The sequence below is a fragment of the Limimaricola cinnabarinus genome (assembly GCF_047631075.1).
Classification (GTDB): Bacteria; Pseudomonadota; Alphaproteobacteria; order Rhodobacterales; family Rhodobacteraceae; genus Limimaricola; species Limimaricola cinnabarinus.
On record NZ_JBLHYX010000008.1, the window covers coordinates 71,533 to 97,549 of the forward strand.

General features: G+C 69.9%; 24 protein-coding genes and 1 pseudogene. 12 read left to right on the top strand and 13 right to left on the bottom strand.

What is annotated here, in order from left to right:
• The first annotated feature begins 16 nt into the window (after positions 1–16).
• The 6 genes from ACJASC_RS08470 (at position 17) to ACJASC_RS08495 (ending at position 7,472) form a co-directional block, all read left to right on the top strand.
• Positions 17–751, top strand: a complete 735-nt coding sequence (locus ACJASC_RS08470) for a 5-oxoprolinase subunit B family protein (RefSeq protein ID WP_415145173.1) — start codon at positions 17–19, stop codon at positions 749–751.
• Positions 748–1,812: a 5-oxoprolinase subunit C family protein gene (locus ACJASC_RS08475; protein ID WP_415145175.1), complete on the top strand. Its 1,065-nt coding sequence runs from the start codon at positions 748–750 to the stop codon at positions 1,810–1,812. The genes ACJASC_RS08470 and ACJASC_RS08475 overlap by 4 nt, the downstream gene beginning before the upstream one ends.
• A complete protein-coding gene (locus ACJASC_RS08480; protein ID WP_415145177.1) occupies positions 1,809–2,579 on the top strand; it encodes a LamB/YcsF family protein in 771 nt (256 codons plus the stop codon). Before ACJASC_RS08475 ends, ACJASC_RS08480 begins: the two co-directional genes overlap by 4 nt.
• Positions 2,580–2,877: 298 nt before the next feature.
• Positions 2,878–3,333, top strand: a complete 456-nt coding sequence (locus ACJASC_RS08485; protein WP_415145179.1) for a MarR family winged helix-turn-helix transcriptional regulator — start codon at positions 2,878–2,880, stop codon at positions 3,331–3,333.
• Positions 3,330–4,385 carry an efflux RND transporter periplasmic adaptor subunit gene (locus ACJASC_RS08490; protein ID WP_415145181.1) on the top strand — a complete coding sequence of 352 codons (1,056 nt, stop codon included), beginning with the start codon at positions 3,330–3,332 and terminating at the stop codon, positions 4,383–4,385. Before ACJASC_RS08485 ends, ACJASC_RS08490 begins: the two co-directional genes overlap by 4 nt.
• Before the next feature lie 12 nt (positions 4,386–4,397).
• Positions 4,398–7,472: an efflux RND transporter permease subunit gene (locus ACJASC_RS08495; protein WP_415145183.1), complete on the top strand. Its 3,075-nt coding sequence runs from the start codon at positions 4,398–4,400 to the stop codon at positions 7,470–7,472.
• 43 nt (positions 7,473–7,515) lie between these two features.
• Here the strand turns inward: ACJASC_RS08495 and ACJASC_RS08500 are convergent, their stop codons facing one another.
• Genes ACJASC_RS08500 through ACJASC_RS08510 form a run of 3 tightly spaced genes read right to left on the bottom strand, consistent with a single transcriptional unit; the run spans position 7,516 to position 10,879 of the window.
• A complete protein-coding gene (locus ACJASC_RS08500) occupies positions 7,516–7,833 on the bottom strand; it encodes a hypothetical protein (RefSeq protein WP_415145185.1) in 318 nt (105 codons plus the stop codon).
• On the bottom strand, positions 7,830–10,286 hold the full coding sequence (gene ctaD, locus ACJASC_RS08505) for a cytochrome c oxidase subunit I (protein ID WP_415145187.1): 2,457 nt from the start codon (positions 10,284–10,286) through the stop codon (positions 7,830–7,832). Before ctaD ends, ACJASC_RS08500 begins: the two co-directional genes overlap by 4 nt.
• Positions 10,283–10,879, bottom strand: a complete 597-nt coding sequence (locus ACJASC_RS08510; RefSeq protein ID WP_415145189.1) for a cytochrome c oxidase subunit II — start codon at positions 10,877–10,879, stop codon at positions 10,283–10,285. The genes ctaD and ACJASC_RS08510 overlap by 4 nt, the downstream gene beginning before the upstream one ends.
• Before the next feature lie 78 nt (positions 10,880–10,957).
• Between ACJASC_RS08510 and ACJASC_RS08515 the strand changes: the two genes are divergently transcribed.
• Positions 10,958–11,470: a DUF2231 domain-containing protein gene (locus ACJASC_RS08515; RefSeq protein ID WP_415145191.1), complete on the top strand. Its 513-nt coding sequence runs from the start codon at positions 10,958–10,960 to the stop codon at positions 11,468–11,470.
• Here the strand turns inward: ACJASC_RS08515 and ACJASC_RS08520 are convergent.
• The 10 genes and pseudogenes from ACJASC_RS08520 to ACJASC_RS08565 all read right to left on the bottom strand — a co-directional run.
• Positions 11,440–11,949 carry a CopD family protein gene (locus ACJASC_RS08520; RefSeq protein WP_021695369.1) on the bottom strand — a complete coding sequence of 170 codons (510 nt, stop codon included), beginning with the start codon at positions 11,947–11,949 and terminating at the stop codon, positions 11,440–11,442. The genes ACJASC_RS08515 and ACJASC_RS08520 overlap by 31 nt on opposite strands.
• Positions 11,946–12,671, bottom strand: coding sequence for a cytochrome c oxidase assembly protein (locus ACJASC_RS08525; RefSeq protein ID WP_021695368.1), 726 nt, complete (start codon positions 12,669–12,671; stop codon positions 11,946–11,948). Before ACJASC_RS08525 ends, ACJASC_RS08520 begins: the two co-directional genes overlap by 4 nt.
• 223 nt (positions 12,672–12,894) lie before the next feature.
• Positions 12,895–13,185, bottom strand: coding sequence for a hypothetical protein (locus ACJASC_RS08530; protein WP_415145194.1), 291 nt, complete (start codon positions 13,183–13,185; stop codon positions 12,895–12,897).
• Positions 13,186–13,236: 51 nt separating this feature from the next.
• Positions 13,237–15,747, bottom strand: coding sequence for a DNA ligase D (gene ligD / locus ACJASC_RS08535; protein WP_415145196.1), 2,511 nt, complete (start codon positions 15,745–15,747; stop codon positions 13,237–13,239).
• Positions 15,744–16,589, bottom strand: a complete 846-nt coding sequence (gene ku / locus ACJASC_RS08540) for a non-homologous end joining protein Ku (protein WP_415145198.1) — start codon at positions 16,587–16,589, stop codon at positions 15,744–15,746. The genes ligD and ku overlap by 4 nt, the downstream gene beginning before the upstream one ends.
• Before the next feature lie 146 nt (positions 16,590–16,735).
• Complete coding sequence (locus tag ACJASC_RS08545) at positions 16,736–18,820, bottom strand: TonB-dependent siderophore receptor (protein WP_415145200.1); 2,085 nt, start codon at positions 18,818–18,820, stop codon at positions 16,736–16,738.
• 99 nt (positions 18,821–18,919) lie between these two features.
• Positions 18,920–19,822, bottom strand: coding sequence for a TonB family protein (locus tag ACJASC_RS08550; protein ID WP_415145202.1), 903 nt, complete (start codon positions 19,820–19,822; stop codon positions 18,920–18,922).
• Positions 19,819–20,220 carry an ExbD/TolR family protein gene (locus tag ACJASC_RS08555; protein WP_415145204.1) on the bottom strand — a complete coding sequence of 134 codons (402 nt, stop codon included), beginning with the start codon at positions 20,218–20,220 and terminating at the stop codon, positions 19,819–19,821. The genes ACJASC_RS08550 and ACJASC_RS08555 overlap by 4 nt, the downstream gene beginning before the upstream one ends.
• 4 nt (positions 20,221–20,224) lie before the next feature.
• Positions 20,225–20,608 carry an ExbD/TolR family protein gene (locus ACJASC_RS08560; protein ID WP_021695817.1) on the bottom strand — a complete coding sequence of 128 codons (384 nt, stop codon included), beginning with the start codon at positions 20,606–20,608 and terminating at the stop codon, positions 20,225–20,227.
• 1 nt (position 20,609) lies between these two features.
• Positions 20,610–21,251, bottom strand: a pseudogene (locus ACJASC_RS08565) (MotA/TolQ/ExbB proton channel family protein); the annotation flags it as partial.
• A 273-nt stretch (positions 21,252–21,524) separates the two neighbouring features.
• On the opposite strand from ACJASC_RS08565, the gene ACJASC_RS08570 reads away from it, so the two are divergent.
• The 5 genes from ACJASC_RS08570 to ACJASC_RS08590 are packed head-to-tail and all read left to right on the top strand — an operon-like array spanning position 21,525 to position 25,999.
• Positions 21,525–22,502, top strand: coding sequence for an iron-siderophore ABC transporter substrate-binding protein (locus tag ACJASC_RS08570; protein WP_415145206.1), 978 nt, complete (start codon positions 21,525–21,527; stop codon positions 22,500–22,502).
• Complete coding sequence (locus ACJASC_RS08575; RefSeq protein ID WP_415145208.1) at positions 22,499–23,539, top strand: FecCD family ABC transporter permease; 1,041 nt, start codon at positions 22,499–22,501, stop codon at positions 23,537–23,539. Before ACJASC_RS08570 ends, ACJASC_RS08575 begins: the two co-directional genes overlap by 4 nt.
• The gene (locus ACJASC_RS08580) at positions 23,536–24,558 is read left to right on the top strand and encodes a FecCD family ABC transporter permease (protein ID WP_415145210.1); all 1,023 of its coding nucleotides are present in this window, start codon (positions 23,536–23,538) and stop codon (positions 24,556–24,558) included. Before ACJASC_RS08575 ends, ACJASC_RS08580 begins: the two co-directional genes overlap by 4 nt.
• Positions 24,555–25,343, top strand: coding sequence for an ABC transporter ATP-binding protein (locus ACJASC_RS08585; protein ID WP_415145212.1), 789 nt, complete (start codon positions 24,555–24,557; stop codon positions 25,341–25,343). Before ACJASC_RS08580 ends, ACJASC_RS08585 begins: the two co-directional genes overlap by 4 nt.
• A complete protein-coding gene (locus ACJASC_RS08590; RefSeq protein ID WP_415145214.1) occupies positions 25,337–25,999 on the top strand; it encodes a hypothetical protein in 663 nt (220 codons plus the stop codon). The genes ACJASC_RS08585 and ACJASC_RS08590 overlap by 7 nt, the downstream gene beginning before the upstream one ends.
• The last annotated feature ends 18 nt before the right edge of the window (positions 26,000–26,017 follow it).

The following is a 26,017-nucleotide window of genomic DNA, read 5'->3' on the forward strand; positions in this document are numbered from 1 at the left end:
GATCCGGAGATCCGAGATGGAGCTGATCGCCGCCCGCCCCTTGGCCGACCGGGCCGTCACTTTCGAACTCGCGACCCGGGTGGGCCCCGAGGCCGCCGCGCGCGTCGGCGCGGCGCAGGCGCGGCTGGCGGCCATGCTAGAGGCCGGTGAGCTGCCGGGCGCGCAGGAGTTGTCGCGCGCCTTCTGCTCGATCACCCTGCATTACGACCCGCTCGAAGGCCGGCAGGCTGATCTGGTCGACCGGGTCCGCGCAGCCCTCGAGGACACCGCGCCCGCCACGCGTGAGGCGGGGCGGCTGTGGCGATTGCCCTGCTGCTACGAGGGCGAGGATCTCGACCATCTAGCTGAACGGCTGGCGCTGTCGCGCGAGGGGATCGTAAGGCACCACGCCAAGACCGTGCACGAGGTTTATGCGATCGGTTTCCTGCCCGGCCTGCCCTTCATGGGCGAACTGCCCGAAGGGTTCTCGGTGCCGCGCCGGAGCAGCCCGCGCACCCGCGTGCCGCAGGGATCGGTCGCCATCGCCAACGGTCTGACCGTGATCTACCCGTTCGAAAGCCCCGGCGGCTGGCACATCGTCGGGCGTTGTCCGGTGCCGCTCTTCGACGCGGAGCGCGCCACCCCGGCGCTGCTCGAAGCCGGCGACCGCGTGCGCTTCGACCCGGTGCCCTCCGACGAGTGCGACAGGATCGGCGCGGCGCTGGCGCAGGGCGCTCTCGATCCCGCCAGCTATGCCGAGGCGGCCCGGTGAGCGCCCGCCTTGTCCTTGACCGTGCGGGGGCGCGCAGCCTGTTACAGGATACCGGTTTTCGCGGCGGACGCGGGATTGGCGTGCCCGCGGCGGGCGCGCTCGACCGCGACGCGCTCTATTTGCTGAACCGCCTTATGGGCAACGCCCCCGACGCCGCCGCCATCGAAATCGCCCTCGTGCCACCAAAGCTGCGGGCCGAGGAAGGGGCGGTGCGGCTGGCGCTCGGCCCCGGATTGAGCGGACAGGTCTCGGGCGAGAACCCGCGCCCGGTGAGGGCATGGACCGCCTTCACCCTGCATCCGGGCGAGACGGTCGCCCTGCGCTTCGATGCGGGCTGCCCCGTGGCGCTGATCGGCATCGGCGGCGAGCTCGACCTCGTGCCCGCGCTGCACAGCCGCTCCACCCTGCCCCGCGCCGGTCTCGGCCCCTTCGGTCGCAAGCTCGAGGATGGCGACGCCATTCCAATCCGCGCCTCGGCGGACGATCCGGGCGACCTGACCTTTGCCGCCCCGCCCCGGCCCGAAACCGGACCGCTGCGCGCGGTGCCGGGACCTCAGACCGAATGGTTCACCGATGCCGCGCGCGAGAGCTTCTTCGGCGACGATTACATCGTCGGGGTCGAGACCGACCGCATGGGCATGCGGCTGGAGGGGCCGAAGCTCGCCCATTCCGAGCGCGGCGCCGACATCGTCTCGGACGGCATCGCGCCCGGCGCGATCCAGGTGCCCGGCAGCGGCCAGCCCATCGTGCTTCTGGCCGATGCCCAGACCACCGGCGGATACCCCAAGATCGCGACGGTGATCGGCGCCGACCTGTCGCGCCTCGCCCGGCTCGCCCCGGGCGACAGGCTGCGCTTTGCCGCCGTCACCGTCGAGGAGGCCGAGGCGGCGGCGCGCGACCGCCGCGCCGCGCTCGACCGGATCGCCGAGAGCGTCATCCCCGCCAATGCCGGAAGGGTCGATCCGCGCGCGCTGTGGCGGGCCAACCTCGTAGGCGGCGCGGTTGACGCGCTTTGCCCCGATCATTTCCCGCATCACCCCGAACCGGAGGGCCGTCCGTGAAGATCAGCCTCAACGCCGATCTCGGCGAAAGCTTCGGCGCCTATGTCATCGGCAATGACGAGGATCTGCTCGGCGTGGTCGGCGCGGCCAATATCGCCTGTGGCTTTCACGGTGGCGATCCGGTGGTGATCGCCCGCGCCATCGCCCGGGCCAAGGAAACCGGCGCCAGCATCGGCGCGCATCCCGGCCATGCCGATCTGCAGGGGTTCGGCCGCCGCGCCATGACGCTCTCGGCCGAGGAGCTGCGCCTGTCGGTGATCTATCAGGTCTCGGCCGTGGCGGGCATGGCCCGCGCGCTCGGCCACCCGATCAGCCATGTCAAACCGCATGGCGCGATGAACAACCAGGCCTGTGCCGACCGCGCCATGGCCGACATCATCGCCCGCGCCGTGGCCGAAACCGATCCCGACCTGATCCTGCTGGCCCCCGCCCTGTCTCAACTGGCCGCTGCGGGCGAGGCGGCGGGGCTCCGGGTCGCGCTCGAGATCTTTGCCGACCGGACCTATGAGGCCGATGCCAGCCTGACCCCGCGCAGCCGCCCGGGATCGGTGCTGCACGGGCGGGCCGAGGCGCTGGCGCATGTGAAGCGGATGATCGAGGCGGGCGGCATCGTCACCCGCGAAGGCACGGTGCTGCCGACGCCGTTCCATTCGATCTGCGTGCATGGCGACGGGGCCGAGGCCCTCGACACCGCACGCGCGCTCCGTGAAGAGCTTGCCGGTTGGGGCCACGCGCTCGTCACGCTGCCCGAGGCGGTAGCGCGATAGGGCGCAGCGCCACGCTTCATCCGCTCAGTTTGCTCGGGCCGATGGTCCTCAGGTTCACGGGGCAGACGGTCCAATCCGTCTCCCCCGAGCCCTGCGCGCCCGACCGGGCTAATCAAGGTTTGTGGCAGCGACCCTGAGCAAGTCAGCGCGTTGAAACAAAATGACAACGGCGGCGCAGCGCGCCCGCCCTATTCAAGCCGTTCAGGATCGCACCGCCCCGGGTCGAATTGCTTTCCGATTTGAATGTTTCATTCTATGAAGTATATCCGCGCCGACTCGCTAGCTGCGGAGAGGCGAAATGACCGAGATCGACGAGATCGACGGTGGGCGCGGTGACATGCTGCTCGGCATCGTGCTGCTCTATTGGGCATTGCACGAGCGGCTAGAATGCGCCGAACCCGACCTGTCCAAGCAGGAGCGGCTGACGCTGCTGCGGCTGTCGCGGCCAAGCCGGATGGGCGATCTCGCCCGGCGGATGCAGGCCCTGCCCTCGACCCTCACGGTCGTGGTGGACGGGCTCGAGACGCGCGGGCTGGTCCAGCGCAACCGCGACCCCGAGGATCGCCGCGCCTGGCTGATCGAGCTGACCGGGACAGGCCGTGCCCGCCGCGAGGAGATGCTCGCCGAGGCCGACCGGGCGCTGCGCGACGCCACCGGCCTGCCCGAGGCCGACCTCGACATTCTGGGCGATCTGCTCGCCCGCATCCGCGCTCACATCAAGGCCGAAGGCCTGCCGAAAGGACTGCCGTTTTGACCCGCTTCCTTCCCCCTCTCGTGATGCTGGCGCTGCTCGCCACGCCGGGCGCCACGCAACAGGCCGATGCCGACGCGGCCCCCCGTCCTGTCAAGCTGATGACGCTCGGCACCGAAGACACCGGGCTCACCCGCGAATTCTATGGTCAGGTCGCGGCGCGCCAAACCGTCGATCTCGCCTTCCAGATCGGCGGCCAGCTGGTCGAGTTCCCCGTGCTCGAAGGGCAGATCATCCGCGAGGGCGACCTCGTGGCCCGGCTCGACCCCGAACCCTTCGAACTGGCGTTCGAGCAGGCCGAGCTGCGCCAGGCACAGGCCGAGCGCGACCTCGACCGTCTGAACCAGCTCAGCCGCTCCACCGTGAGCGAGGCGGCGCAGGAAGAATCGCGCACCAATGCCGCCTTGGCGCAGGTGGCGCTGCGCGACGCCGAGCGCGCGCTGTCTAAGGCGCGGCTCGACGCCCCCTTCGAGGCGCTGGTAGCCGAGCGGCTGGTCGCCAATTTCACCACCGTCTCGGCGGGCACGCCGATCGTGCGACTGCACGACATGTCCGAGCTGCGCGTCGAGGTCGAGGTCCCCGAGATCCTGTTCCAGCGCGCCGGGCGCGACCCCGATGTCGAGATCACCGCGCGCTTTCCTGGCATGAGCGACAGCTACCCGCTCGAGATCCGCGAATTCACCTCAGACGCGACGGCGGTGGGCCAGAGCTTCGGCCTGACGCTGGCCTTCGCGGCCGAGACCGCGCCCGACGTGCTGCCCGGCTCCTCGGTCACCGTGACGAGCCGTCTCGACGGCATGGCGGGCGGCCTGCCGGTGCCGCCCACCGCGCTGGTGGGCGATCTCGACGGCACGGTCAAGGTGATGGTGTTCGAGCCGGGCGAGACCCCCGACCGGGGCCGCGTGGCAGCCCGCGAGGTCGAGATCGAGATCGCCGATGACGGCGGCTTTCTCGTGACGGGTGGCGTCGAGCGCGGCGCCGAGATCGTCGCCGCGGGCGCCGCAGCACTCGAAGACGGCCAGGCGGTGCGCCGCTTTGCCGGCTTTCCGAAGTAAGGACCGCCCATCATGACCATCGCACGCGCCTCCATCGAAAAGCCGATCCTGACCTGGCTGCTGATCCTGGGCTGCCTCTTCGGCGGCATCTGGGGCTTTGCCACTCTGGGCCGTCTCGAAGACCCCGCCTTCACCATCAAGCAATCGGTGATCGTCACCTCCTATCCCGGCGCCTCGGCCGAGCAGGTCGCCCGCGAGGTGTCCGAGCCGCTCGAATCCGCGATCCAGAAGATGGGCGAAATCGACCGGATCACCTCGACCAACCGCCCCGGCGTGTCGCTGATCGAGGTCGAGGTGAAATCGACCTATGGCGGCGACGAGCTGCCCGGCATCTGGACCAAGCTGCGCGCGCGGGTGCGCGACGCGGCGCGCGACCTGCCTTCGGGCGTGGGCGAGCCGCTGGTCAATGACAGCTTCGGCGACGTGTTCGGCCTCTACTACGCCGTTACCGCGCCGGGCTATTCCGACGCCGAGATCCACCGCCTTGCGACATGGCTGCGGCGCGAGCTGCTCGCGGTCGAGGGCGTGGCGGATGTGGAGCTTGCGGGGCTACCGGAAGAGGCGATCTTCGTGGAGCCGGAGCTGGCGCTTCTCGCGGCGCAGAACCTGCCCGCCGAGGCGCTGGTCGGCGCGCTCGCATCGGCGGATTCGGTGGTGCCCGCGGGCTCGGTCGACACCGCCGGGCGGCGCGTGCGGATCGCCGCACCCGAAGGCTCCGACAGCGTCTCCGAGATTTCGGGCCTCTCGGTCGGGGTCGGCGGCGAGATCCTCAACCTCTACGACGTGGCGCAGGTGCATCGCGGACGGGTCGAGCAGCCTTCGCTGATCCTGCGCCATGACGGCACCGAGGCCTTCACCTTCGGCGTGGCGGGCCTCGCCACCGAGAACATCGTCGCCGTCGGCCACCTCGTCGACGACCGGCTTGCCGAGCTGTTCGACGAGATCCCCGCCGGGGTCGAGCTGAACCCCATCTACCAGCAGCATCTGGTGGTCGAGGAGGCGTCGAACGCCTTTTTGGTGAACCTTGCCATGTCGGTCGCCATCGTGGTGGCGGTGCTGGCTCTGTTCATGGGCTGGCGCGCCTCGGTGGTGGTCGGCGTGACCTTGCTGCTCACCGTGGTCGGCACGCTGTTCTTCATGGCCATCTTCGCGATCGAGATGGAGCGCATCTCGCTCGGCGCGCTGATCATCGCCATGGGCATGCTCGTGGACAACGCCATCGTCGTGGCCGAGGGGATGCAGATCTCCATGCAGGGGGGCAAATCCTCGCGCGAGGCGGCGGCCGAGACCGCCGGCAAGACACAGATCCCGCTCTTGGGCGCCACGGTGATCGGCATCATGGCCTTTGCCGGCATCGGGTTGTCACCCGACGCGACGGGCGAGTTCATGTTCTCCCTCTTCGCCGTCATCGGCATCTCGCTGCTGCTGAGCTGGGTGCTTGCGATCACGGTGACGCCGCTCTTGGGTCACTACTTCTTCAAGCGGGGCATGGCGGGCGGCGCGGGGGCCTATGACGGGGCGCTGTTCCGCGGCTATGCCGCCGTGCTGCGCGGCGCTATCAAGGGCCGCTGGCTGGTGATCCCGGCGCTGCTGGCGATCACGGTGGTCAGCTATGCGGGCTTCGGCCAAGTCCGGCAGCAGTTCTTTCCCAACTCCAACACGCCGCTGTTCTTCGTGCATTACAAGCTGCCCCAAGGCAGCACGATCCAGCAGACCTCGGAAGATCTGGCGCTGGTCGAAGAATGGCTGGCGACACGCGACGAGGTCGTCTCCTACACCAGCTATGCCGGTCAGGGCGCGACCCGCTTCATGCTCACCTATGCCGCCGAGAGCGCCAACCCGAGCTATGGTCACATGATCATCCGGACCAAGGACATCTCGACCATCCCGGCCCTGCAGGAGGAACTCGAGGCGTTCGGCCGCGAAGCCCTGCCCGCGGGCGAGTTCCGCACCCGACGGCTGGTCTTCGGCCCCGGCGGCGGCGATCCGATCGAGGTGCGCGTCTCGGGCCCCGACCCGGCCGTGCTGCGCGAGGTCGGCGACGAGGTGATCGAGGTTCTGCGCGCCGCCTCGCCCGACATCCTCGATCCGCGCACCGACTGGCGCGAGCCCGAGTTGGTGCTGCGCCCCGATTACGCCACCGACCGTGCGCAGAGCGCCGGCATCAGCCGCGACGACGTGGCCAACGCGCTGCGCTTTGCCACCGACGGCGTCTCCAGCGGCGTCTACCGAGAAGGCGAGCGGCTGATCCCGATCACCGTGCGGCTGCCGCGCGATGCCACCTCCGACCTGCGCGACCAGCCGGTCTGGTCCGAGACCGGCCAGCATTTCCTGCCGATCGAGCAGGTGATCGACGGTCTCGGTCACGAGGTGCAGAACACGCTTGTGCATCGCCGCGACCGGGTGCCGACCCTCACCGTCGGCGCCGACATCCCACCCGAACGCACCGCCGCCGAGGTGTTCACGCAGGTGCGCGCGGCGGTCGAGGCGATCGAGGTGCCGCCGGGCTACGCGCTTGACTGGGGCGGCGAATTCGAGGCCTCGGGCGATGCGCAGGAAAGCCTCGGCAAGCAGCTTCCGCTGTCGCTTCTGGTGATGGTGCTGATCTCGGTGCTGCTTTTCAACGCGATCAAGCAGCCGGTGATCATCTGGCTCTTGGTGCCGATGTCGGTCAACGGCGTGGCGCTGGGGCTCTTGGGCACCGGCCTGCCCTTCACCTTCACCGCGCTTCTGGGTCTCCTGTCGCTGTCGGGGATGCTGATCAAGAACGGCATCGTTCTGGTCGAGGAGATCGACCTCGTGCGCGCCGAAGGAGTGGAGCTGCGCGAGGCGATCGTGACCGCCTGCGTGTCGCGCCTGCGGCCCGTGGTGCTGGCGGCGGCGACGACGATCCTCGGCATGCTGCCGCTTCTGAGCGATGCGTTCTTCGTCTCGATGGCGGTCACGATCATGGGCGGCCTCGCCTTCGCCTCGGTGCTGACCCTGATCGCCGCGCCGGTGTTCTACTACGTCTTCTTCGCCGGTTCCGAGAGACGGGCGAAGGCGCGCGAGGCCCGAGAGGCGCAGGCAGCACCGTTGCCCGTCTGAACCAGATGGCGGGCGGCGCGCCGCGGCCGCCGCCCGCCACGCCTCACATGCAGGAGGCCAGCACCGTCGGGGGCAGCAATGTCCAGATCGCGGCGACGAGCGCGATCGTGGCGAGAACGAGGCCGATGCGCCGCATCGCGGGGTCAGGGTCCCGCCACTTCGGCGTGCGCAGCACCAGCAGGCACAGCGATTGCACCGCGATGGCCAGGATCGCCGCCCCGATCAGCAGCCCACGCTCGGACAGGCCGATGGGCGGTCCAGCCCAGCGGCTCGAACACATCAGGCCATGCAGCCCGTAAACGCCGCTGAAGGAGGCGAGCCAGATCGCCAGCGGCAGCGACAGGCGCAGCACCGTGATCATGCCAGCCACCCCGGCAGGCCGACCGCCAACGCCACGACGAGCGACACCAGCACCGCGTAGTCGCACCAGAGCCGCACGATCCGCGCCTCGCCACCGACATGCGCGCCGACATGCCCCGCCCGCCTGCGCGCCCCGAGGAACAGCAGCATCAGGAGTGCCACGGCCTGATGCAGCAGCCCGTAGCCGATCAGCACCCAAAGCGTCGCGTCATAGGCATGCGCCGTGGGGTCGGGCACCAGCATCAGGGTCATGACGCCCGTGACGGCCAGCGCGACGAGGCCCGGCGCGGCGAACAGCAGGGCCGCGCCCGGACGCCAGCGCGTCCCGAGAGCCGTCAACGCCGCCCCCGCCAGCGCCGTGAGGCCGATGCCGAGGCCCGGTTCGGCAAAGTTCGGCGGCGGCCAGTTCGGCGCGATGGTCCACAAGAAGACATATCCGAAGAGCAGCGAGCCGAAGAATGTGCCGTTCGCCAGCAGCAGGAAGATCGACCCCCACCAGCCCGGCGGATCGGCGGTTTCGGCCGCCGTCAGCAGATCCGGGCCGCGCCCCACCGGCAAGGGGCCCTCGCGCGTCGTGCCGCCAAGGCTCCAGACCCAGTAGAGCGCGCAGGCGATGACACCCGAGGCCGAGATCGGCACCAGCCAGTAGGCCTTGAGCAGCATGCCGAGAAAGAACAGGCCGGTGATTGCCGACATCAGCATCGGCAGGGCCGTGTTGCCGGGAAAGACGGTGATGTAACGCGGCGCGCCGCTGGCGATCTCGACCGAGATCGTCTCGCGGCGAGCGCGGCCCGGATCGCCGAGATAGCCTTCGCCCCGCGCCAGCCGCACCGGAAGTTCGGGGTCGTCATAGAGCGGATCGCGCGAGGTCACATGCGGCAGGCTGGCGAAATTATAGGGGGCCGACGGCGTCGGCATCGCCCATTCCAGCGTCCCCGCCTTCCATGGATCGCGCGACCCGCGGATCGCCACCACCGCGTTGATCACCACGTCGATCAACACCAGCGCGAAGCCGATCGCCATGACGAAACCGCTGATCGAGGCGATCAGGTTGATCGCCTCCCAGCCTTGGCCCGCCTCATAGGTGTCGATTCGCCGCCGCATCCCCAGCAGCCCGGCCCAGTGCAGTAGCAAAAAGGTGCCGTGAAACCCGAAGAAGACGAGCCAGAAGGCGGTATTGCCGAGCTTGAAGTAGGTCTTGCGCCCGGTGAAATGCGGCATCCAGTAATAGAGCGCCGCCAGCATCGGAAAGACGAAGCCGCCGATCAGCACGTAGTGCAGGTGTGCCACGATGAAGTAGGTGTCATGCGCCTGCCAGTCGAAGGGCACGATCGCCACCATCACCCCGGTGAGGCCGCCGATCACGAAGGTCGCGAAGAAGGCCAGCAGCCACAGCATCGGCAGATGCAGGCTCGGGCGACCCTTTGACAGCGTGCCGATCCACGCGAAGATCTGCACCGCCGTCGGCACCGCCACCAGCGTCGAGGCCGCCGAGAAGAAGGCCAGCCCCATATGCGGGATACCGGTGGTGAACATGTGGTGCACCCAGAGCCCGAAGCTCAGCACGCCCAAGGAGACCGCAGCCGCGACGATCCAGCCGTAGCCCATCAATGTGGTGCGTGCCATCACCGGCAGGATGGTCGAGATCGCGCCGGCCGCCGGCAGGAAGATGATGTAGACCTCCGGATGACCGAAGAGCCAGAACAGGTGCTGCCACAAGAGCGCGTCGCCGCCTGCCGCCACCTGGAAGAACGGCATGCCGAAGGCGCGTTCCAGCTCCAGGAGGATCGAGCCAAGGATCAGCGGCGGAAAGCCGGTGAGGATCATCACCGCCGTGACCAGCGCGTACCACGCGAAAATCGGCATCTTCGACAGCGACATGCCGGGCGCGCGGTAGCGCAGCACCGTCACCGTGATCTCGACCGCTGCTGAAATCGCCGAAATCTCTACGAAGGTGATGCCGATCAGCCAGAAATCCGGGTTGATCCCCGGCGCGCCGATGGTCGAAGACAGCGGCGGATACATGAACCAGCCGCTGTCGGGCGCCACCCCCGCCAGAAGCGAGAACACCATCATTGCGCCGCCGAAGACGTAGCACCAGAAGCCGTAGGCGGTGAGGCGCGGAAAGGCGAGATCGCGGGTGCCGAGCATCTTGGGCAGCAGATACACCGCGAGCCCCTCGAAGAGCGGGATCGCGAACAGGAACATCATGATGGTCCCGTGCATCGTGAACACCTGATTGTAGTGGTCGGAGCCCAGAAAGGCCGAACGCGGGCTCGCCAGCTGCGCCCGGATCAGCATCGCGAGGACGCCGCCCACCACGAAGAAGAACACCGCCACGGCAAGGAACATGCGACCCAGATCGGTGTGGTTCACGGTGGTGAACCATCCCCTGAGGCCGGGATCCGAGGCCCAGATGCGCGACAGAGCGCGGTGACGCCGCAGCGCGTTCATGGTGTTTCTCCTTGCAGGAAGTCCTGCCAGCCAGCTTCATCATGCGCGACCACCGTGAAGCGGTGATCGCGGTATCCCACGCCGTTGAACTCGGCACTCAGCCCCTCGTAGCGGCCGGGGCGGTCGGCCTCGATCCTGAGAACGTTGACGTGCCCCGGCACCGCGTCGAGCTTGCCCGCGAGACGCGGCACCCAGAAGCTGTGGATCACGTCGATCGAGGTGATCGCCACGTCGACCGGGCGGGCCGCGGGAATGTGCAGCAGGTTCTCGGTCTCGCGCCCCGGCGCATCGGCATAGCCGAAGCGCCATTCCCATTGCCGCGCCTCGGCGCGCACCTCGACCACCTCGGGGCCCGCCCGCGGCAGGAGCCGTTCGCCCACGACGAGGCCGTAACCCAAAAGCGCCACGAGCACGGTGATCGGAAAGGCAAGGCCCAGCCAGACCACGAAGCGCCGCTCGGAGACCTCGCCCGGCGGCCGCCGCCACGCCCAGACGATCAGCCCCGCGACAAAGAGGAAGATCAGCGTCGCGCCGATCAGAAGTACCCACCACAGCGTCGCGATCACCGAGGCCGCCGGTCCCGCTGGATGCACCGCCGAAAGGCTCTTTTCGCAACCGACGAGCAACAGGAGTGTTGAGCCCGCGATACCGCAGCGCAGGAGAGGCCCGGCATGTCCGAAGAGATGGTCAATGAAAAGGAAGAGCTGATCGATCCGATCGCGCAGTCGCCGGGCTATGACGAAACGGAATCCTTCGTCGGCATCTGGGGCCACCCGCTTCACGCGATGAGCGTGGCCTTCCCCGTGGCGCTGACCTTCTGCAATTTCGGCGCCGACGTCCTCTACTGGTGGTCGGGCGAACTGTTCTGGGCGCGTGCGGCGATCTGGGCGGCGGGCACCGCCTTCCTGTTCGGCCTCGCCGCGGGGGCCACAGGCACCGCCGAGCTTCTGATGGTGCCCGGCATTCGCATCCGCGCGCCCGCATGGACCCACTTCGTGATCGCTGTGCTGCTGCTGTCGCTTCTGGGGCTGAACTGGGGCTACCGGCTGCAGGGCTACGAGGCGGCGGTGCTGCCCTACGGTATCCTGATGTCGGGCTTCAACGTGCTCGTGGTGATGGTCACGGGATGGCATGGCGGCAAACTCGTCTTCGATTATCGTCTGGGCACGTCGAAAGGCAGCTGATTGCCGCGCGGCTCGGCGAGCCAGCCGGGCACCGGGATCTCGCCAAGCTCCGGCTTGGCGAGCACCAGCGACAGGATCGCGAGGATCGGCACGAGCAGCAGCAGAAGCGGCACCACCGGGTTCGGTGATTGGTGGGAGCCTTCTCGCTCGGCCACCGCGACGAGGACATAGCCGACCCAGACATGGAAGGTGACCAGCAGCGCCACGAAGACCAGCTTGGCGAACATCCATGTCACGAAGACCTCGCGCAGAAAGATGAGCGCCGTTCCCGAGGCGATGGCGAGCACCGCCGAGGGCGTGACGAAATAGGTATAGGCGTAATGCGTGGCGCGGCGGATGCGGCTGTAATCGGCCTGACCGATCGCCGGATCGTGGCGCGACAGCATCAAGGGCAGCGCGAAGAGCCCGCCGCACCATAAAAGCAGCATCCCGACATGCACCGCCTTCAGATGCGGGATCAGCGCGGTCAGCCAGCTCATGCCGCCGACCGCTCCGGTGCCGTGTCCGATGCGCGCCAGCCCCGGCGCGCCACAAGGGCGATAACCGCCAGGTAAGGCAGCATCGCGGGCACCCACATGATCAGGCCGCCAAGCTGCTGGTCCGCGAGCGGCGTGATCCCCCAAGCCAACGGCGCCACCGCGTGCGAGGCATAGAGCTGGGCCGGTGAAAATGTGAGGATCGCGCCCAGAAGTCCCATCTGCATCAGCCCCGCCAGCGCCCAGAGCACCGCCTCGATCGCCGGGCCGCCGGACAGGACCGTGCGCCAGAACAGCGTGGCCGACCCCAGAAGCGTGGCCTGCATGATCCAGTAGACGGCCATGTCGCCAAGCGCGAGGTCATAAGCCGCCGGGATGTGCCAGCCCCACAGCAGCGCGGTCGACAAGAGGAAGGGCAAGGCCGCCGACCCGCCCGCGCGCTTCGCCGGCCAAGCGGCGGCAAGAAGCGGTGCCGCGACGGCCACCAGAAGAACGTGATGCACCACGCGGGCCGAGAAGAGCGCGACCGACATTGCGCAGAGCGGCGACACGAAGGCGACCCCGAGCACCATCACGGCGACCGATCCCGCCCGGCTGTGGCGCAAGGCGACGGCAAGGACCACAAGCCCGGCCAGCAGGACCGGATCGAAGTTCCACGCGGACAGGGCGGCACCGGGCGCGGGCGCCGCGCCACAATAGCTGCCCGGCAGCACCCATTCCGACATCGACCTTCTCCCCCCTGGCCCCGGACGCATCGTCGCGGCGATGCTTTCATCATGGTCTTCTTTCCGGGTAAGCTAGGGCTGCGCACCGCCGCCTCAAACGAATAAGTCGCGGAAATCATGGTCGCCTCCCCTGGACCCGAGTTCCGCTTCCGCCGCCGGTGCCTCAAAGGCACCGATCAGAGGGCGACTTGCGCCGCACCACCCTGAACCGCCACGAAGATACTTACGCGCCACCGGTCGCGGGATGCGTCATGTCGAACTCCTCCGCGGTCGGAATTTGCGACGCCATGCCTCCGCCGGCGCGCCGGTCGCCTCCTGCGGCTGTCGGGTTGAGGAAGACACGCGCCTTCACCGTAGCAGCCCCGAAGACGAGACGCGGCGGCGCGGGCCGGTCGGGGGGATGGTATTCATGCACGTCGTCGGCTCCCTGCGGTTGCCCTTGCAGGCAGGCCGTCCAGAGGGGCGCGCCCTCCCACGCCTCCATGCGCCTGCTCTTGCCGAACCGATCAGCCACGCCCGTGTTCCGACCCGCCCCAGTCCGTACCCTACCGCACGGGCCTGCGCATCAGGCGCTCTCCTCCAGCCAATCCTCAAGCGCGTCCAAGGTCCGCTCGGACAGGCCGGGCGCGCCCTTCGACGCCTCCAGCAGGGGGCAGGCTGCATCCAGCCGCGCCGTCGCGGCCTCCACGTCGAACCCGTCCGCGCGATCGAGCCGATCCAGCTCCTCCCATTCGACCGGGACGGCGACCGGGGCCATGGGGCGGGCGCGCAGGCTGTAGGGGGAAATGGCGGTAGCGGCGGTGTCGTTGCGCAGCCAGTCGATGAAGACCCGCCCCTCGCGCCGGGCCTTGGACATCGTCGCGGTATAGCGATCCGGCGCGCGGCGCTCGAACCCCTGCGCCACCGCCTGGGCAAAGCCGCACAGCGTCTCCCAGCCCGCGACGCGGCGCAGCGGCACGACGACATGCACGCCCTTGCCCCCCGTCACCATCGGCGCGCAGGAGAGGCCAAGCCGCCGCATCAGATCGCCCATCTCGCGGGCCGCACGCTTCACCTCCTCGAACGCCAGCCCCTCGTCGGGATCGAGATCGAAGACCAGCCGGTCGGGCCGGTCCAGCCGGTCGTTGCGTGCCCCGTGGATATGCACCTCGAGCGTGCCCATCTGCACCGCCCCCAAAAGCGCCGTCGCGTCCGGCAGGGTGATATAGTCGGCCTCGCGCCCGCTCGCCTCGGTCAGCCGCACCGTGCCGATGGCGTCGGGAAACCCCTTTCCAGCATGGCGCTGGAAAAAACGTTGCCCGTCGAGCCCCGAGGGCATCCGCATCAGCGCCACCGGCCGGTTGGCGGCATGCTGCATCATACGCTCGGCGATCGCGTCGTAATACCGCGCGATGCCGCCCTTGGTCAGGCCTGGGCCAGGATAGACGACGCGCCCGGCGCTGGAGATACGGATGCCGCGCAGGACCGGATCGCCCTCCTCCGTCTCGCCCCGCTCGACCGCCACCTCCCGCGCGGCGCTGACCTCCTTGGCAGGCTTGTCCTCGCGCAGCCCGAGAAAGACGCCGTGCCGGATCTGGCCATCCGCCGTCAGCTCGGCATAGCGGATCTGAGCCACCAGCTCGGGCCGGACCCAGACCGCGCCGCGCGCGATGTCGCGCGGCACCGCCTCGAAGGCCGGGGTCTTGCGCGCCATCGGAGCCATCGCCTCCGACAGGTCGCGCATCACCTGCGCGTCGAAGCCGGTCCCGACCCGCCCGCGATAGACCAGCCGCCCATCCTCGAAGCTGCCCAGCAGCAGCGAGGCGAAGGCGCGGCCGGGCTTGTCCGAAGGCGACCAGCCGCCGATCACGAACTCCGCGCCCTTCACGCATTTGACCTTGATCCAGTCGGCGCCGCGCCCCGAGCGATAGGGCGCATCGGCCCGCTTGCAGATGATGCCCTCGGCCCCCGCGCCGCACATATGCGTCAGCACCTCGTCGGCGGAGCCTTCGATATGCGGCGAAAGCCGTATCTCGCCATCGCCGGGAAGCTCGCCCAACAGCGCGTCGAGCGCCTCGCGCCGCTCGCGCAAGGGGGCGTCGCGCAGGTCCTCGCCATCGAGATGCAGCAGGTCGAAGGCGAAGAAGCTCAGCGGATCGCCGTTCCCGAGCGCCTTCTGCAGCGTCGAGAAATCGCCGCCGCCTTTGCCCGCCGTGACCTCGCCGTCGATCAGGGCAGTGTCGCAGGGGATGGTCTTGGCCGGGCCGATCAGCGCCGCGAACCGGTCGGACCAGTCATGGCCGTTGCGGCTGTAGGCGCGGATGCCGTTCCCCCCGATGGAGAGCAGGCAGCGATAGCCGTCGAACTTGGGCTCCTGCCACCAATCCGCGCCCGAGGGTGCATCCGCGCGCAGCGTCGCGAACTGCAGCGCGACGAAGCCCGGGGCCTCGCCCACGCGCGCGGGCGAGGCCCCGCCATCCTCGGGCGGTGCCGCAGGCCCGGTCTTTGATGGCGCGTCGGCCTCGGCCCCGGCGGCGATCGCATCGAGATCGCGACCGGTCGTCACCGAAGTGGCGTGCCGCGTTGTCAGCCCTTCGGCGTCGTCCCCCGCCTCCGCGTCGCGTTCCTTGATGAGCAGCCAGTTCTCGCGCCCGCGATCGCGCGCGCGGCCCTTCATGCGCACCATGGTCCAGCCGCCGCGCATCCGCTCGCCACCGAGCCGGAACTTCAGCTTGCCCGCGGCCAGCGCCGCGCCGGGATCCTCGTCCAGCGGCTCCCATTCGCCCCTGTCCCAGATCATCACCGTGCCTGCGCCATAGCTCCCTTCGGGGATAACGCCCTCGAAGCCCGCATAATCGATCGGGTGATCCTCGGTCCGCACGGCGAGGCGTTTTTCGCGCGGATCGTCAGACGGGCCGCGCGTCACCGCCCAAGACCAGAGCGCGCCCTCATGTTCGAGCCTGAAGTCGTAGTGCAGTCGGCGCGCGTCGTGCTTTTGCACCACGAAGCTTCGGCCTGAGCCTTGCCCTTCCTCCGCCCGCGGTTCGGGCGTGGCGTCGAAATCGCGCTTCTCGCGGTAGCGGCCGAGCCGGGTCATGACGCCTTCTTGCGGGTCGAGGAGGGTTTGCGCCCGCCCTTCTTGTCCTTCTCGAGGCTCTTCTTCAGCGCCGCCATGAGATCGACCACGTTGCCCTTGGCATCGGTATCGACCTCAGGGGCCTCTTCGCCAGGCTTGGCGCGCGGCGCCTTCTTGGATCTCACCTTGCGCGCCACGAGCTCCTTCAGGGCGCGCGCGTAATGATCCTCGAAGGCCGAGGCGTCGAAGAGCGCGGTCTTGGCCTCGATGAGCTGCGTCGCGACATCGAGCAGCGACCTGTCCGCCGGGTCGTCCTCGATCTGGCTGAACAGCGGCTCGGCCTTGCGGATCTCGTCCTCGTAGCGCAGCGTCTCGAGCAACAGCCCGTCGCCGCAGGGCCGGATCGCACAAAGATATTCGCGCCCGCGCATCGCGAGCTGGCCCAACCCGACCTTGCCGGTCTGGCGCAGCGCGTCGCGCACCACGCGGTAGGCATCCTGCGCCAGCTCGTCGGCGGGCACGACGTAATAGGGCGCGTCGTAATAGAGCGGCGAGATCTCGCCCTGTTCGACGAACTGCACCATTTCCAGCGTCTTCCTGGTTTCGAGCCGGATCTCCTCGACCTCCTGCGGCTCGATCAGCACGTATTCGTTCTTGGCGGTCTGAAAGCCCTTCACGATCTCGGCGGTGTCGATCGGCCCGAGCCCCGCCACCACCTTCTGATAGCTCACCGACTTGCCCGAGGGCTTGTGGATCTGGCGAAAACTCGTCTTCGAGCCGCTTTCGCGCGCCGAATGCAGCTCGATGGGGATAGCGACCAGCGACAGCCGCAGCTGGCCTTTCCAGACGGGACGCGAAGCCATGGCACTCTCCCGATGCGTGGGTGCGGTACCGCAAGAACCCCGCGCCCCGGCGAGGGTTCCGAGCGCCAGGGCCCCTGTCCGGTTTCGTATCGCGCGTCAGATCCACGCCGCCGGACCGCACCCGCGTCGGTCCAGCGGCGTGGGCCTCAGAACTTGACGCTGGTGGTCAGAGAGATGTCGCGTCCTTCGCCAAAGTAGCAGGCCGCGCCTGCGCAATAGGTGACGTGCTGTTCGTCGGCGAGGTTCTGGATATTGAGCGAGACCTCGTAATCATCGGTGCCATAAGCGATCCGAGCGTCATAGAGCGTGTAGTCCGGCGTGGTGGTCGCGCCGCCGCCGTCCTGCTTCTCGCCCGAATAGCGCACGCCCGCGCCGACCTCCCAGCCCCGTGCCACGCCGGCTTCGGGGGCATAGGTCGCCCAGGCCGAGCCAAAGCTCTTGGCGACGGTGGCGATGGCGTTGCCGTCGGCGTTCTCGGTGTCGAGCAGGGTCCAGTTCGCGTCGATCCGCAGGTCACGCCAGCGGGTCTGCGCCTCGATCTCAAGACCCCGCACCTCGACCTCGCCGGTCTGGATGCTGAAGTTCGGGTTTTCGGGATCGGCGATGGCGAGGTTGGACTTGGTCAGGTCGAACAGCGCGGCGGTGAACAGGCTGTTGGACCCTTGCGGCTGGTACTTCACGCCGATCTCGTATTGCGCGCCGCGCGTCGGCTCGAACGGATCACCCTCGGCGTCGGTGCCGACAATCTCCTGCCGGAAGCTCTCGGCATAGCTGACATAGGCCGCGACGCCGTTGTCGAGGTCGTAGAGAAGCGCCGCGTTGCCGGTCACCGCGTCGTCGCGCGCATCGACCGCCGCCGCGCTGAAGGCGCCGGTGGTCTCGCCGGTCTCGATCTCGCCATATCGCAGCCCGGCATCGACATGCAGCCGCCCGCCAAAGGTGGCGCGGTTCTGCGCGTAGATTCCGCGCTCCTCGACGGTGCTGGCCGGGGTGTCGGTCACGGTGATCGCGGGGGCGCCAGAATAGTCGGGATCGAAGGGATCGATCGAGGCAATCTGCGTACCATAGCCGAAGTCGCTGTCGTATTCGCCCCGGTTGTAGCTCAGGCCCAGCAGGGATTGCATCGCAACCGCGCCCAACGCATATTCGGCCGTCGCGGTGAGATCCGCGCCGAATGTCTCGAGCGTGTTCTCGGCGCGGTAGAAGGTGCGGTCGATGGTGCCGTCGTCGTTGTAGCGCGTCGGGTAGTCGTCGAAAGCCCACCACGCATGGCGATAATCGGCCTCGCTTCGGGTGGCGCGCAGGCGGGCGTCCATCGACCAGACCGGTGATAGCCGGTGCTCGGCCAGAAGCGTCAGGCCACGGCTCTCGCTATCGAAGCGGTCGAAACCCGGCTCGCCGACGAACAGGCCGTCATCGAGGAACGCGCCGTTCGGCGCAGGCTCCAACGCGCCATAGAGCGAGGCGAACTGGATCATCGGGCTGCCCTGGTTCTCCAGGTAGTTGGCCAGAAGCGTCAGCTTGGTGCCGAACTGCGGCTCCCATGTGATCGAAGGCGCGATGGCAAAGGCGTCGTCGCGGCTGTGATCCACCTGCGTGTCGCTGTCGCGCGCGAGCGCCACGACCCGGCCGCGCAGGCTGCCATCGGCGGTGAGATCATGCGACACGTCGAGGCCAACCTGCCGCCGGTCATGCGAGCCGAACTGGAGCTGTGCCACGTTCTCCGACGGCATGGCGGCGGTCTTGGACGCGGTGTTGACCACGCCGCCGACCTCGCCATTGCCATAAAGCCCCGAAGCCGGACCGCGCAGCACGTCGACCTGCGACAGCAGGAAAGGCTCGGGCTTGGTGTCGTTGTAGTAGCCATAGCGCGCGGGCAGGCCGTCATGGAAGCTCGCCGGGCGGAAGCCGCGCACGAGATACCAGTCCGAGCGGTTGTCGAGGCCGTATTCCCCCGCGAAGACCCCGGCGCTGTAGGCCAGCGCCTGTTCGACATCCTGCGCGCCGCGCTCGGCGATTTCGGCCTCGGTCACGACCGAGACGGCGCGCGGGGTCAGGGCGATCGGCGCGCCGGTCTTGGTGACCCCGCTGTCGAGGGCTACGGCATCGCCGAAGAACGTGTCCTCGAAATCGCCCTCGATGGTGATCGCGTCGAGCTGAATGTCCTGCGCCGCGGCCGGAAGGGCCGCCATCAGGGCGCAGACGGATATCGCGGTGCGCCGAAGCAGCATGTCCCGTCTCCAGTATTGATGTGATGAAATTGCCTGGCCTGACGGGCTGGGTTCCGCTTCGCTAGTATTCCCGACAATTATTGTCAAGAAACATTCGGCTCATCCGTTGAACATCATCGGCAGGGTGAAGCTGTAACTCGGATCGTTCAGCCCCGCCGGCGCCGAGGGCAGGCGCGCGGCCTGCACCGCTGCGAGCGCCGCCTGATCCAAGGCCGCGTTGCCCGAGGTCGCCACGAGCGCGAGCCCCACTAGGCGCCCGCCCCGGTCCACCGTGATCCGCACCGTCACCTGTCCCGAGGCCCCCCGCGCGGCGTTGGGATAGCGCTTGCGACGTTCGATCTGCGCGCGAAGCTGCGCGCCCCATTGCGCGGCGAGCGATTGCAGCTGCCCCGCCGAAAGGCTCGGCGCGGCTTGGCGCTGCGCCACGCCGGCCTGCACGCCGCCCCCAGTGCCCGCGGCCCGTTGGGCCTGTCGCGGTTGGGCTGCCGGTGGCGCGGGCTCGGCTTGCCGCGCGGGTGCGGGTTCCGGCTTGGGCGCGGGTTTGGGAGCGGGCGCCGGTTCGGGCGGTTGCTCGGGCCGAAGCCTTGGCCGGTCCTTGGGCGGTTCGGTCATGGGCTGTTGCGGGACGGCGGGACGCGGCGTGGCCGAGGCGGTGTCGATCTCGGGCGCCGCCGTCAATTCAGGGGCCTGCGGTAGGGCAAGGCCCGGCCCGGTTGGCGGAACGGGGGCCTCGGGCGTCGCGGGGCGGGCCATCGGTGGCGGCGCGTCGGGCATGGATGGGGATGGCTGCAGGGCCACGGGCGTCGGGGCGGGCTCCGGCGGACGCTCCCACTCCGCTACCAGTGCCGCCATCTGCGCATCGGCGGCGGCGAGCGTCATCGCCTCGGTCCCGACCACCCCGGCATCTCCGGGCGCACCCTGATCGGGCCGCAGACCAAGCAGCGCCAAGTGCGCCCCGAGCGCCAGCGTCAGGAACCCCGCCCCCTCGAAGACCCCCCTCATGGCGCGACCGTCACAAGCTCAATCTGTGCGAACCCTGCCGCCGACAGCGCGGGCAAGAGCGCCGCGAGCCGCGCCGCTGGCACCCCCGCATCGGCGCGCAGCGTCAGCGGCGGCAGATCGCACGCCCCGCAGGCCCCGGCCCCGGCCTCGGCGGCGGCGGCAATGGCCCCATCCCCCCCGATGCCGCCGAACGCGATCCCGCCCGCATCCGACAGGTGCAGCACCAGTTCGACCATGGCGGGCATGTCGGCCTCGGCCTCGGGCGGCGTCACCTCGAACGGTTCGGGCGGCGCGATCTGCGCCGTCATGAGAAAGAAGATCAGCAGCAGGAACACCACGTTGATCATCGGCACGATGCTTTCGCCCCGCGGCGTGCGGGGCGGCTCGTCGAAGGTCATCGGCTCACTCCACCAGCACGAGCCGGTCATAACCGGCGGCTTCGAGGCGCTGCATCACCGTGACGAGGCGTTGCAGTTCGGTTCCGGCCTCGGCGCGCAGCACGATGGTGTCAGAGCGATCCTCGACCAGATCCGCCAGCGCAGCCGGCAACGCCAGCTCGGCCAGCGGCGCGCCGTTGAGCGCGACCCCCTCGGGGCCGATCGAGACCAGCCGCGGCGGCCCCTGCCAGCCCCCGCCCGCGCTGTCGCCGGCGGCGTTCAACGGCAGCTGCAGATCGAAGCCGAAGCGCGCCGAGAGCATGAAGAACACCAAAAGAAGGAACACCACGTCGATCATCGGCGTCAGGCTGATGCGGCGGCGCGGCCGGGCGAGATCTGCAAGCCGCATCTCAGGCCGCCTGCGCGGTTGATGACTCTGCCGAAACCGTCCCGCCCCCGGTCGCCACGGGACGCAGGAAGATCCGCGTCGCGGCGTCCTCCATCTCGTGGCGCAGCCGGTCCGCGACGCTTTCGAACCAAGTGAGCGTCACCCCGGCGGGGATCGCCACCGCCATGCCGGCGGCGGTGGTCAGAAGCGCCTCCCAGATGCCGCCCGCCAGCGCCGCCGGATCGGCGCGGCTGCCCGCCTCCTGCAGCGCCTGAAAGGCGGCGATCATGCCCAGCACCGTGCCCAGAAGCCCCAGAAGCGGTGCGATGCTGGCGATGAGTTCGAGCGGCCGAAGCCCGGCCCTCGCCCGCGCCAGCAGCGCCCGCGCGACCCGCTCGGTCTCGGCCCGCGCGCCGTCCTCGCCAAGGCTCGGGTCGCGCCGCGCCCGCATCGCCGCCTGCGCCAGAAGCGCCCGGCAGCTCCGCCGCCCGTCGATCATCGACAGCGCCTCGGCCTCGCGCCCGGCGCTCCAATGCGCCACCGCGCGGCGGCTGCGCCGCCCGCCGCTCCACGCCCCGAGCAGCGCCAGCCGCCAGACCTTCCACAGGATCAGCGCCAGCGTGATCACCGACAGCGCCGCGATCGCCCAGATTGCCGGGCCGCCCAGCAGGACGACCTCGAGCCCGCCATCGAACCCAGCCCGCGCGGCTGTCCAGATTTCGTCCATGGGGGGTCCCCTTGTTTGTATTTGCCACGTCGGCGTGCGATGCCGTGATTCTTGAGTTTATTAGTAGGAATAAAATACGGGGTCCAGTATCACCTGAAAACCCCATGAAAACCTCGCCTTGACTTAGCTGATAGTTATAGTCAGGAATTAATGCGACCTACCAGGGGGCGTCGAACGCCCCAGCCCCTTCCCGCCGCGACCGGAGACCCCATGCGCCTGACCCTCGCCGCCCTTCTCATCGGCACCGCCTTTCCCGCCGCCGCACAAGAGTTTCCGCAGCAATTTACGACCAGGTTCGGCACCGTCCGTCTCGACGCTCCACCCGAACGCGTCGTCTCGCTCGATTTCGGCGGCGTCGACAATCTCCTCGCGCTCGGCGTTGCGCCGGTGGCCATCCGCTACTGGTACGGATCGGACGAATTCGGCGTCTGGGATTGGGCGCAGGACGCGCTTGGCAACCAGACGCCCGAAGTGCTGCGCGGCGAAATCAACATCGAGAGGATCGCGGCGCTCGACCCGGACGTGATCCTCGCCATGGCCTCGGGCATCACCTCGGACCAATACGCTCTGCTGAGCCGGATCGCCCCGGTGGTCGCGGCCCCAAAGGGGCGGAGCGACTATGGCACCCCGTGGCAGGAGCGCGCCCGCCTCGCCGGTCGCGCCACCGGCAGGCTCGACGAGGCCGAGGCGCAGATCGAAGCGATCGAGGCCCGCCTCGCCCAAGCTGCCCGGCAGCATCCCGAGTGGCAGGGCCAGAGCGTTGCCGTGGCCTTTCACTGGAACGAGCAGCCCGGCGCCTACACCTCCGAGGACATCCGGCCGCAGCTCTTCGCCGAGCTGGGCTTCGTCACTCCCGAGGCCTTCGACACCGCGCGCAGCGGCAACGCCTTCTGGGCGGGCTTTTCCTCCGAGGACCTGTCGCCGCTCGACACCGACCTGCTGGTCTGGCTCGACGATGGCGAGGTGGTGGGCAAGCTCAAGGCGCTGGCGCTGCGCAAGGGGCTGCGCGCCCACCGCGAGGGGCGCGAGCTTTATGCCGACGAGGTGCTGACCGCCGCCTTCTCGCATGGCTCGCTGCTCAGCCTGCCTTACGTGATCGACGAGATGCTGCCTTTGGTCGAGGCGGCGGTCGACGGCGATCCGGCCACGCCGGTCCGGAGCACGCATGAGGCGGGCCTCGCCCCGTGACCGACGTGACCGCCACCCTGCCCCGACCGGGCGTCCCGGCGCGGACCCGACGCGCGCTGGCGCTCTCGGGGCTCGGCGTGACGCTGACCGTGGTGGCGGTCGCGGGGCTCGGGGTGGGGGCGCGCGATGTCGCGCCGGGCGATGTCGTGGCGGCGCTGCTTTCGCCCGACCTTGCCAACCCCGATCACCTCGTGATCCGCGCGATGCGCCTGCCCCGCGCCGGGGCGGGGGTCGTCCTTGGCGCGGCGCTCGCGGTGGCGGGGCTGCTGATGCAGGCGCTGACCCGCAACCCGCTCGCCGATCCCGGCCTGCTCGGCGTCAATGCCGGGGCCTCGGCCGCGGTGGTGCTGGCGATCGCGGCCTTCGGCCTCTCCGCCCCCGGCGCGCTGGTCTGGTTCGCCTTCGCGGGCGCGGGGGCGGTGGCGGCGCTGGTCTGGGCCTTGGGCACGCTCGGCGCAGGCTCCGCGACGCCGGTGCGGCTGGCGCTGGCCGGGGCGGCGGTCAGCGGGTTGCTGATGTCGCTGGTCACGGCGCTGCTGCTCCTGAGCCACGAGACGTTGCAGGGCTTTCGCTTTTGGATGGTCGGATCGCTCGCCGGGGCGACGCCCGCTGCGCTTGCACAGCTCGTCCCCGCCTTCGCGGCGGGCTTTGCGCTGGCGCTGTGGTCGGGGGCCGCGCTCAACGCGGTGGCGCTCGGCGACGACGCGGCGCGCGCGCTCGGGGTGCGGCTCGGCGCGGCGCGGGCGGCGGCGCTGGCGGCGATCACGCTGCTCTGCGGCGCGGCGGTGGCGCTGGCGGGGCCGATCGGCTTCGTCGGGCTGGTGGTGCCGCATCTGGCGCGCGCCCTGATGGGCCCCGACCAACGCTGGTGCCTGCCAGCCGCGGCGCTGATGGGACCGATCCTGCTTCTGGCGGCGGATTGCCTCGGCCGGGTCGTGCTGCGCCCCGACGAGGTGCAGGTCGGCGTGATGACCGCGCTGATCGGCGGCCCGGCCTTCGTCGTGCTGCTGCGCCGCATCCGGGTGATGCAGCCATGAGCGCGCTGGTCTGGCGGCGCGGCACGCTGTCGCTGCGCCTGTCGCGTCGCGGGCTGCGTGCCGCCGCACTTCTGGCGCTCGTCCTTTCGGTTCTCTCGGCGGCGGCACTGATGCTGGGCGACTATGCGCTGTCATGGGCCGAGATGGTGGCGGCGCTGTCGGGCGAAGGACCCGGCGCCTTCATCCTGTCGCAGCTGCGCGCCCCACGCCTCGCCACGGCGCTGGCGGCGGGGGCGTGCTTTGGCCTCTCCGGCGCGATCTTCCAGTCGCTGGCGCGCAACCCGCTCGCCTCGCCGGACGTGATCGGCTTCACCCAAGGCGCGGGGCTCGGCGCTGTCGTCGCGATCTTCTTCTGGGGCGCGTCGGGCCTGACGGTGACGATCGGCGCGACGGTGGGCGGGCTCGTCGCGGCGGCGCTGGTCGTGGCGCTGTCGTGGCGGGGCGGGCTGCGCCTGTGGCGGCTCATCCTCGTCGGGATCGGGCTGGGGCTGACGCTGCAGGCCGCGATCACCTTTCTGATGTCGCGCGCCGAGCTGTTCGACGCGGCGGCGGCGACGCATTGGCTCACCGGCTCGCTCAATGCCCGGCTCTGGAGCCATGCCGCCCTTGCGGGCGGCGGGCTGGCGCTGCTGGCGCCGCTCGCCCTCGCCTCGGGCCGGGCGCTCGACCGGATCGAGATGGGCGACGACATCGCCACCGGCCTCGGCCTGCGCATTGGTGCGGTTCGCGCCGGCGCGGCGCTCCTGGCGGTGCTGCTCGCCGCCATCGCCACCGCCGCCTGCGGTCCGGTGGGCTTCGTCGCCTTCGTCGCCGGTCCGCTCGCGCGCCGGATCGGGCCGGGGGGGCCATCGCTGGCGCTCGCGGCGCTGACCGGGGCTGCGATCCTGACCGCCGCCGACCTCGCCGGGCGGCTGGCCTTCGCGCCGACCGAGCTTCCGGCTGGTATCTTCACCGCGCTTGCGGGCGCGCCCTATCTTTTGTGGCTGCTCGCCACCCAGATCCGGAAGGGCGCCCTATGAGCCGTCTCGAAGCCCGTGGTCTCAGCTTGGGCTATCCGGGCCGACCGGTCGCGCGCGACCTGTCGCTCGTGGTGCCCGATGGCCGGATCACCGCGATCATCGGCCCCAACGCCTGCGGCAAGTCCACGTTGTTGCGCGCGCTGGCGCGGCTCCTCGCCCCGAGCGCGGGCGAGGTGCTGCTCGACGGGACGGCGATCTCGCGGCAGCCCTCGCGCGAGGTGGCGCGCCGTCTCGGCCTGCTGCCGCAAAGCCCGGTCGCGCCCGAGGGGATCACCGTGGCCGATCTGGTGGCGCGCGGGCGCACGCCGCATCAAACGGCCTTTCGGCAATGGTCGCGCACCGACGAGGCCGCAGTCGTGGCGGCGCTGCGCGCCACAGGCACGCAGGATCTCGCCCGGACCCGCGTCGAGGCGCTTTCGGGCGGGCAGCGCCAGCGGGTCTGGCTGGCTCTGGCGCTGGCTCAGGACACCGGCATCCTGCTGCTGGACGAGCCGACCACCTATCTCGACCTACGCCACCAGATCGAGGTGCTCGACCTCGTGCGCCGCCTCAACCGCGATCTGGGGCGCGGCGTGGTCATGGTGCTGCACGAGATCGGCCTCGCCTGCCGCTATGCCGACCACCTCGTGGCGATGAAGGACGGCGCGATCCGGGCCGAGGGCGCGCCCTGCGACATCGTCACCCCCGCGCTGATCCGCGAGGTTTTCGACCTCGAGGCGCGGATCATCCCCGACCCCGAAACCGGCACGCCGCTGGTGGTGCCGCGCGCGGGCCCGGCATGCTGACCCGCCCCGACCTCCGCGACCGGCTCGCGGCGCGCCACCCCGGCCTGCCGATCGCGGGGGCCGAGGCCCCGGCGCTGCACGATCCCGACACCCTCGCGCGGGCGCTCGAGCGCATCCTCGCCGCCACGCCGGGCCTAGACCGGCGGGGGCAGGCCAGCTTCGTGCTGCTGCGTGCCGTGTTCTGGCAAGCCTGCGCGCTTTTCGCGCTGCACCTGAGGGACGAGGTCGTGCCGGACCGGCCGACCCGGCTGGTGACGCTGCAGACCGGCGATCCGGGGTTCGACATGGCGGGTGGCGCGCGCCATGCCGCGCATAGCGACAGGCTCGTCGCGATGCGCGCCGACATCACGGCCGCCGCGACACCGCTGGTCCGCGCGTTGCGCGCGGCCGCCGGGCTTTCGGACGCAGCGGCATGGCGGCTGGTCTCCGATGCTGTGGCGAGTGCTGCGCTCTTTGCCGGTCGCGCGCAGCAGGCGGAGGCGGACGCGGCCCGCGACGCGATGGTGATCCTCGCCGACGCCCCCTTGCATCATACCAAGATGCCCACCGAATTCGCACCTGCGCCCGAGGGGCTGCGACTGCGCCGGGCCGGGTGCTGCCGATACCACCTTGCGGATGGCGGGCGGCGTTGCGACGGCTGCGTGCTCGACCGCTGAGCCACTACGACGGAATGG